This window comes from Pseudomonas sp. HMSC057H01 (assembly GCF_001836405.1).
Taxonomy (GTDB): Bacteria; Pseudomonadota; Gammaproteobacteria; order Pseudomonadales; family Pseudomonadaceae; genus Pseudomonas; species Pseudomonas aeruginosa.
In genome coordinates this window covers 230,186-237,486 of sequence record NZ_KV828511.1, presented here as the reverse complement: position 1 = coordinate 237,486, position 7,301 = coordinate 230,186, and the positions used below count along the sequence as shown (strand labels likewise).

Sequence of the window (7,301 nt, the reverse complement as noted above, 5' to 3'; positions counted from 1 at the left end):
GCTGGCGCCAGCGGAGACTGAGGCTCCGCTGGCGCGCTGCGGGTGGTCGCCTCAGTCGAAGGCGAAGTGCTCGCTCTTCAGGTCCATGATCGAACCGGTCGGCTTCGCCATCGCCGCCGCGTGGCCCTTGGCGCGCGGAAGCAGGCGGGCGAAGTAGAACTCGCTGGTGGCGATCTTGGCCTTGTAGAAGTCCGCCGACTCGCTGCCGCCCTGGCGCAGTCGCCGGCGCGCAGCGGCTTCCTGGAGGGCCCAGGAATAGGCCAGCGTGGCGTAGCCGGAGAACATCAGATAGTCGTGGCTGGCGGTGCTCACCAGATCGCGTTGCTTGCGCGCGGTGAGGGCAATGCGCAGGGTCAGCAGGTTCCATTGGGCGCAGAGCTTGAGCAGCACCAGGGCGCGGCCGCGCATGCGCGGCTCGTTCTTCAGCAGGTCGACGGCGAACCGGGCCACGCCCCTGGTGAAGTCGCGCACGGCCTTGCCCTGGGTCATCAGCAGGACCTTGCGGCCGAGCAGGTCGAGGGCCTGGATGCCGGTGGTGCCTTCGTAGAGGGTGGCGATCCGCGCGTCGCGGACGATCTGCTCCATGCCGTGTTCGCGGATATAGCCGTGGCCGCCGAACACCTGCATGCCGAGGTTGGCGCTTTCCAGGCCGAGTTCGGTCAGGCAGCCCTTGAGGATCGGCGTGAGGAAGCCGAGCTTGTCGTCCCAGCGTTCGTACTCGGCGTCGTCGTTGCTGAGGATGCCCTGGATCATCCGGTCGGCGTACTGGGTGGCCAGGTAGACCAGCGCCCGGCCGCCTTCGGCGATGGCCTTCTGGGTCAGCAGCATGCGCCGCACGTCGCCGTGGTGCATCAGGCTGTCGGCGACCTGGTCGGGTTCCTTGGTCCCGGAGAGCGCGCGCATGGAGCGGCGTTCGCGGGCGTAGGCGAGGGCGCCCTGGTAGGCCAGCTCGGCGGTGGCCACGCCCTGGATGGCGGTGCCGATGCGGGCGCTGTTCATGAAGGTGAACATGCATTCCAGGCCCTTGTTCGGCGGCCCGATGAGGAAGCCGGTGGCGCCGTCGAAGTTCATCACGCAGGTGGCCGAGGCCTTGATCCCCATCTTCTTCTCCAGCGCGCCGCAACTCACGCCGTTGCGCGGGCCGAGCGCGCCGCCTTCGCCGGGAAGGAACTTGGGCACGATGAACAGGGAAATGCCGCGGGTGCCCTTCGGTGCGTCCGGCAGGCGGGCGAGGACGATGTGGACGATGTTCTCGGTGAGGTCGTGTTCGCCGGAAGAGATGAATATCTTCGTCCCGCTGATGGCGTAGCTACCGTCGGGGTTGGCCTCGGCGCGGGTCTTCACCTGGCCGAGATCGGTGCCGCACTGCGGCTCGGTGAGGCACATGGTGCCGCCCCAGCGGCCCTCGGTGAGCGGAACCAGGTAGGTCTGCTTCTGTTCCTCGGTGCCGTGCTGCATCAGGGTGTTCATCGCGCCGAGGGAGAGGCCGGGATACATGGAGAACGGCCAGTTGGCGGTGCCCATCATCTCCTGCTTGAGCGCGCCGAGGCTCATCGGCAGGCCCTGGCCACCGTACTCCACCGGGTGCGAGAGGCCCTGCCAGCCGCCGGCGACGTAGGCCTCGTAGGCTTCCTTGTAGCCCTTCGGCGTCCGTACTTCGCCGTTCTCCAGGTGGCAGCCTTCCTCGTCGCCGCTGTGGTAGAGCGGGGCGATCACTTCCTCGCAGAGCTTCGCGCATTCGCCGAGGATCGCATCGACCATGTCCGGCGTGGCTTCGGCGCCGTTGACCAGGTTGCGGTAATGCTCGGGGAAATCGAAGACTTCGTTGAGCAGGAAGCGCGTGTCGCGCAGCGGGGCTTTGTAAACGGGCATGGCTACCTCGGCGATGGATGGAGGGCGCCGGGTGCTCCCGGTCGCCGCTGACAGCGCGAGTTATAGGCCAGCGCCCGGCGTCCGGCCTTGGCAGGGGCAACAGGTGGCGTTGGCAGTTCGGACAATCCGCTTGACCGTCGAGAGGTACGGGTATATACACGCACCCATGCTACCGACCCAATGCCTCTGTACCAAACTGCGTCGCGCCGCCCGCAGCGTTTCCCGCTTCTACGACGAGGCGCTGGCCGATACCGGCCTCAAGGTGGCGCAGTTTTCCCTGCTGCGGCACCTGCAGCGCCTGGACCGGCCGAGCATTTCCGAACTCGCCGAAGCCATGGGACTCGACCGCAGCACCCTCGGTCGCAACCTGCGGGTGCTGGAAGGCGACGGCCTGCTGCGCCTGACCGGTGGCGAGGACCAGCGCAACCGCCTGGTCGAGCTGACGCCTGCCGGGCTGGATGCCCTGGAGCGCGGAACGCCGGCCTGGGAAGACGCGCAGCGGCGTCTCGCCGGGCGCCTTGGCGAGGAGCGCAGCGGCGCCTTGGCGGCGTTGCTGGTGGAACTGGAGCGACTGGACTGACAACCGACGAAGCCTCTCGCCGAGGCGCTTCGTTCACGATAAAGCGGGTATATACCCGTAGATGGAGCGACCCATGCCGCGTGCCGCCTTCTGGATCCTGCTGTCCGGAGCCCTGATCCTCGCCCTGTCCCTCGGCGTGCGACATGGCTTCGGCCTGTTCCTCGCGCCGATGAGCGCCGACTTCGGCTGGGGCCGCGAAGTCTTCGCCTTCGCCATCGCCTTGCAGAACCTGGTCTGGGGCCTGGCCCAGCCGTTCACCGGGGCGCTCGCCGACCGCTACGGCGCGGCGCGGGCGGTGCTGGTGGGGGGCCTGCTGTACGCCCTCGGCCTGGTCCTGATGGGACTCTCGCAGTCGGCCAGTGGGCTGTCGCTGAGCGCCGGCCTGCTGATCGGCCTGGGCCTTTCCGGCACCTCGTTCTCGGTGATCCTCGGCGCCGTCGGCCGCGCAGTGCCGGCGGAGCAGCGCAGCATGGCGATGGGTATCTCCAGCGCGGCCGGCTCCTTCGGCCAGTTCGCCATGCTGCCCGGTACCCTCGGCCTGATCGGCTGGCTGGGCTGGTCCTCGGCCCTGCTCGCCCTGGGCCTGCTGGTGGCGCTGATCGTGCCGCTGGCCGGGCTGATGAAGGATCGCCCGTTGCCGCCGCAGGGCCACGAACAGAGCCTCGGCGAAGCGCTGCGCGAGGCCTGCGCGCATTCCGGGTTCTGGCTGCTGGCGCTGGGCTTCTTCGTCTGCGGCTTCCAGGTGGTGTTCATCGGCGTACACCTGCCGGCCTACCTGGTCGACCAGCACCTGCCGGCGCAGGTCGGCACCACGGTGCTGGCGCTGGTCGGGCTGTTCAACGTGTTCGGCACCTACATCGCCGGCTGGCTCGGCGGGCGCTGGTCGAAGCCGCGCCTGCTGACCGCGCTGTACCTGGTGCGCGGGGTAGTGATCGTGCTGTTCCTCTGGCTGCCGCTGAGCGTCTACAGCGCCTACGCCTTCGGCGTGGCCATGGGGCTGCTGTGGCTGTCCACGGTGCCCCTGACCAACGGCACCGTGGCGACCCTGTTCGGCGTGCGCAACCTGTCGATGCTCGGCGGCATCGTGTTCCTCTTCCACCAGTTGGGCGCCTTCCTCGGCGGCTGGTTGGGCGGGGTGGTCTACGACCGCACCGGCAGCTACGACCTGGTCTGGCAGTTGTCGATCCTTCTAAGCCTGCTCGCGGCGCTGCTCAACTGGCCGGTGCGCGAGCGTCCGGTGGCGCGCCTGCAGGTGGCCGGAGGCGCGGCGTGAAGCTGGCCTGGCTGCTCGCCGCCGGGGCGCTGCTGGGACTCGCCTGGTGGGGCTGGCAGCGTGGCGGACTGGCGCTGCTGGAACTGGGCATGGGCGCATGCTGATAGGTGGCGATAGGCGCGGGGAAGGGTAAGCTGGGACATTCGTCGCCAAGGAGCCATTCCATGAAACCTCGCGTGCTGTTGTCCGCCCTGGCGCTCGCCGGGCTGCCGCTGAGCGGCTGGGCCGCCGATTGCCCGGAACTGTTGCAGGGCCAGTTGACCAAGCTGCGTTCCAAGGAAAGCATCGATCTTTGCCAGCGTTACGCCGGCAAGCCGCTGGTGGTGGTCAACACTGCCAGCCACTGTGGCTTCACCCCGCAGTTCAAGGGGCTCGAGGCGCTCTACCAGCGCTACAAGGGGCAGGGCCTGGAAGTGCTCGGGGTACCCTCCGACGACTTCAAGCAGGAAGCCGCGGATACCGCCGAGACCGCGAAGATCTGCTATGGCAACTACGGCGTGACCTTCGCCATGACCCAGCCGCAGCACGTGCGCGGCGACGAGGCGATCCCGCTGTTCCGCCAGTTGGCCGAGCAGAGCGGCCAGGCGCCGCGCTGGAATTTCTACAAGTACGTGGTGGATCGCCAGGGCAGGGTGGTCGCGCAGTTCTCCAGCAAGACCACCCCGGACGATCCGCAGCTCCAGGCTGCCATCGAGAAGGCCATCGCCAGCCAGCCCTGAGGAGCAGGCATGAAAAAGCCGGGCAATGCCCGGCTTTTTCGTTGGCGCGTGCGATCAGAAGCGATAGGTGACCTGGGCGGTCAGGCCATGCGCGCTGTTGTCGTACTTGGCGCTGTAGGCCGGCTGCAGGGCGCTGCCTTCCTGGTTGACGCCGGCAGTGGTTTCCCACAGGTAGGCGTAGGCCACGTCGACGGTCAGGTCCTGGTTCGGCGACCAGCCGGCACCGACGGTGAAGACCTTGCGGTCGCCCACCGGGATGCGCACGTTGCGGTCCTCGTTGGTGGTCGGCGAGGGCTCGTAGGCAAAGCCGGTACGCAGCACCCACTCCGGGGTGGCCTGGTAGGAGGTACCTACCGAGAAGGACCAGGTGTCGCGCCAGTTCAGGTCTTCGCCGATGGTGTTGAAGCCCAGGGCCTGGCCGAGCGCCGGTACGCCGCTGTTGCGCACTTCGATCTTCTCCAGGCGGCTCCAGCGGGTCCAGACGGCGCCCAGGTAGCCCGTCCACTTGTCGTCGAACTTGTGGGTGATGGAGGTATCCACCGATTCCGGCAGGGTGATGTCCAGCTTGGCGTCGTACTTGCCGTTCAGGCCCAGGGCACCCGGAGCGTTCTTCACTTCGGTGTTGCCGCCCAGGTGGTACTTGACCTTGGAGTGGTAGGTCAGGCCCCAGGTGGTGTCGTCGGTCAGGTCGACCATCACGCCGACGTTGTAGCCGATGGCAGTGTCGTCGCCCTTGATGTTGATCTTGGTATCGCCGTTGCTGCCGAGCAGGCCATTGGTGGCCAGGGTGTTCTTCAACTGGCCGTCGATGCGGTTGAAGGTCGGACCGAAGCCGACGGAAACCTTGTCGTTGATCTTCCAGGCGATGGTCGGCTGCACGGTGATCACCTGCACCTTGCTATAGGAGCCGTGGGAGCTGCCCATGAAGCCGTTTTCGTAATCGTTGATGATGCCGTAGGGCACGTAGATGCCCAGGCCGAAAGTGAAATCTTCGTTGATCGGCGTGGAGAAGTAGCCGAACGGTACGGCGGCCAGCGGTACCGAGTCGCCCTTGTTGCTGCCCTGGGCGGTGCTGTGGGCCTGGCTGATGTCGTCCTTGGCCTTGACGATGGCCAGACCGCCGCTGACTTCGGTGCGTTTCAGCTTGGACAGGCCGGCCGGGTTGCCGTAGATGGTGCTGGCATCGAGCGCGGACGAGGCGCGGCCGGCGTAGGCGGTGCCGGCGCCGCTGGCGCTCTGTTCGTTGATGGCGATGCCGTTGGCGAGGGTGTAGGTGGAGACAGCGCTAATGGTCAGTGCGAGAGAGGTTTTAAACCATATTGTTTTCATTGTTGGAGCAACTCCTGTGTATAACGGCGCGCAAACTACCAAGATTCCCAGACCGGCGCCAGTGTTCCGAAGTTCCGCAGGGTGCGGAACAGAGCGGTTGGCTCCGGTGCCAGTGAAGCGAAGGTAGCGCAACCGTTCGTGTCTGTATGTAAAAAATTTTCTGACCGGTTGGTCTGTTTCGGACGCGGGATTTTTCCATTCGCCGTCAGGCGACCTGGCTGAGGCTGCCGATGCAGCGTTGCCAGGCGTCGATGAACTCGTGCAGGCGACCGTGCGGCTGGAATACCTGGCGCCACACGCGAGCCTGGGCGAGGTGATCGTGCTGGTCGGGCAGCGGCAGTCGCGCGGCTTCCACCAGCGACCAGGCGATGGCCGTGCTGTAGCGCAGGTTCACCGTCAGTTCCAGGTGCGGCGCGGCAAGGAAGGCATGCTGGCTGGCCAGGCCGCGGACCCGGCTGGCGCGCTCCGGGTCCAGCGCCAGGTACTGGTCCCAGAGCTGCTGGTGGCGTTCGCTGGCGATCCGGTACAGGCCGTGGCCACGGCGGTCGTCGAGGGCGCTCCCGAGCGCCGACTGGCAGGCCGCCGCGCCCAGCAGCAGCGCTTCGGCGGCGGGGCTGTGGCAGGACAGGTAGTCCAGGGTCGGGCGTATCACGTGCTGGCAAAGATCGTTGGCGGAAATACCCATGACGGCCTCGCGCAAGGTGGATCGGCGGGGCCGGGCAGTTTGGCAGCTTCTATTCCGATGGCCCCGCCGATAGCGGACTTAGCCGCTTGATTTGAAGTGTAGTGAAACAAGTCAGCTGTAAAGGACTGTTTTTAAATTGTTTCCAGCTTTAGAGAACGGCTGATATGCCCGCTGGAAATTAAACCGGCGCGTCCTTGCTTCGCTTGTGCTGGGCGGCATTCTCAGCCCCTGCGCAGGCTGTAGAGGAAGTCGCGGATGATGGCTTTCACTTCATTGGCCGCTTGCCGCTTGTTGCGTGCATCGCGAAGACTCATCGCGGCCTGGGTAAGGAAGCCGTAGAGCTGGCCGACCAGGGTTTCCCGGCGGTAGTCCTTGAGTTCGCCACTGGCCGCCAGTTCGTCCACCAGGCGCCCGACGTAGCGCAGCGTGTGGCGCGAGTCGATGCGTTTCCATCGCTCCCAGCCGACGACCGTGATCACCTCCTGCAGCGACAGTTGCCGCTTGCCGCGCGCCATCACGCTGTCGATGAAGGCCTCGGCCAGCGCGGCGGCCTCCGCCCACTTGTCGACATGCGCCGGCACCTTGTCCAGGTCCTCGGCGATCGTCCGTACCTGGCGTTCGTAGCATTCGGCGAGCAGTTCCTGCTTGCTGCCGAAGTGGTGGTAGAACGCGCCCTTGGTCACGCGCGCCTCGCGGGCGATGGCGTCGATGGAGACGCCGCCATAGCCATGTTCGATGAAGGCGGAGAGGGCGCTTTCCAGCAGTGCCTCGCGGGTCGCCTCGGCATTTTCCTGCTGCCTGCTCTTGACATTCATACTGTTGCCTTCTTACATGCCGTCGGTA

Annotated in this window: 7 protein-coding genes; 3 read left to right on the top strand and 4 right to left on the bottom strand. The window is 66.4% G+C overall.

The features are described from left to right. Positions 1 to 51: 51 nt before the first annotated feature. A complete protein-coding gene (locus HMPREF2581_RS23945) occupies positions 52 to 1,872 on the bottom strand; it encodes an acyl-CoA dehydrogenase C-terminal domain-containing protein (protein WP_003109278.1) in 1,821 nt (606 codons plus the stop codon). 130 nt (positions 1,873 to 2,002) lie between these two features. On the opposite strand from HMPREF2581_RS23945, the gene HMPREF2581_RS23940 reads away from it, so the two are divergent. The 3 genes from HMPREF2581_RS23940 to HMPREF2581_RS23930 all read left to right on the top strand — a co-directional run bounded on the left by HMPREF2581_RS23940 (position 2,003) and on the right by HMPREF2581_RS23930 (position 4,444). Beyond that, on the top strand, positions 2,003 to 2,452 hold the full coding sequence (locus HMPREF2581_RS23940; protein WP_003140393.1) for a MarR family winged helix-turn-helix transcriptional regulator: 450 nt from the start codon (positions 2,003 to 2,005) through the stop codon (positions 2,450 to 2,452). A 73-nt stretch (positions 2,453 to 2,525) separates the two neighbouring features. Next, complete coding sequence (locus tag HMPREF2581_RS23935) at positions 2,526 to 3,725, top strand: MFS transporter (protein ID WP_003086798.1); 1,200 nt, start codon at positions 2,526 to 2,528, stop codon at positions 3,723 to 3,725. 164 nt (positions 3,726 to 3,889) lie between these two features. Then, positions 3,890 to 4,444, top strand: a complete 555-nt coding sequence (locus tag HMPREF2581_RS23930; protein ID WP_003086801.1) for a glutathione peroxidase — start codon at positions 3,890 to 3,892, stop codon at positions 4,442 to 4,444. Positions 4,445 to 4,498: 54 nt separating this feature from the next. Here HMPREF2581_RS23930 and HMPREF2581_RS23925 read toward each other — a convergent pair whose 3' ends face one another. From HMPREF2581_RS23925 to HMPREF2581_RS23915, 3 genes are all read right to left on the bottom strand, one after another. Beyond that, complete coding sequence (locus HMPREF2581_RS23925; protein WP_003133490.1) at positions 4,499 to 5,773, bottom strand: outer membrane protein transport protein; 1,275 nt, start codon at positions 5,771 to 5,773, stop codon at positions 4,499 to 4,501. Between the two features lie 205 nt (positions 5,774 to 5,978). Next, the gene (locus HMPREF2581_RS23920) at positions 5,979 to 6,458 is read right to left on the bottom strand and encodes a hypothetical protein (RefSeq protein WP_003082640.1); all 480 of its coding nucleotides are present in this window, start codon (positions 6,456 to 6,458) and stop codon (positions 5,979 to 5,981) included. A 221-nt stretch (positions 6,459 to 6,679) separates the two neighbouring features. Continuing rightward, positions 6,680 to 7,273, bottom strand: coding sequence for a TetR family transcriptional regulator (locus HMPREF2581_RS23915; protein ID WP_003109276.1), 594 nt, complete (start codon positions 7,271 to 7,273; stop codon positions 6,680 to 6,682). Between the last annotated feature and the right edge of the window lie 28 nt (positions 7,274 to 7,301).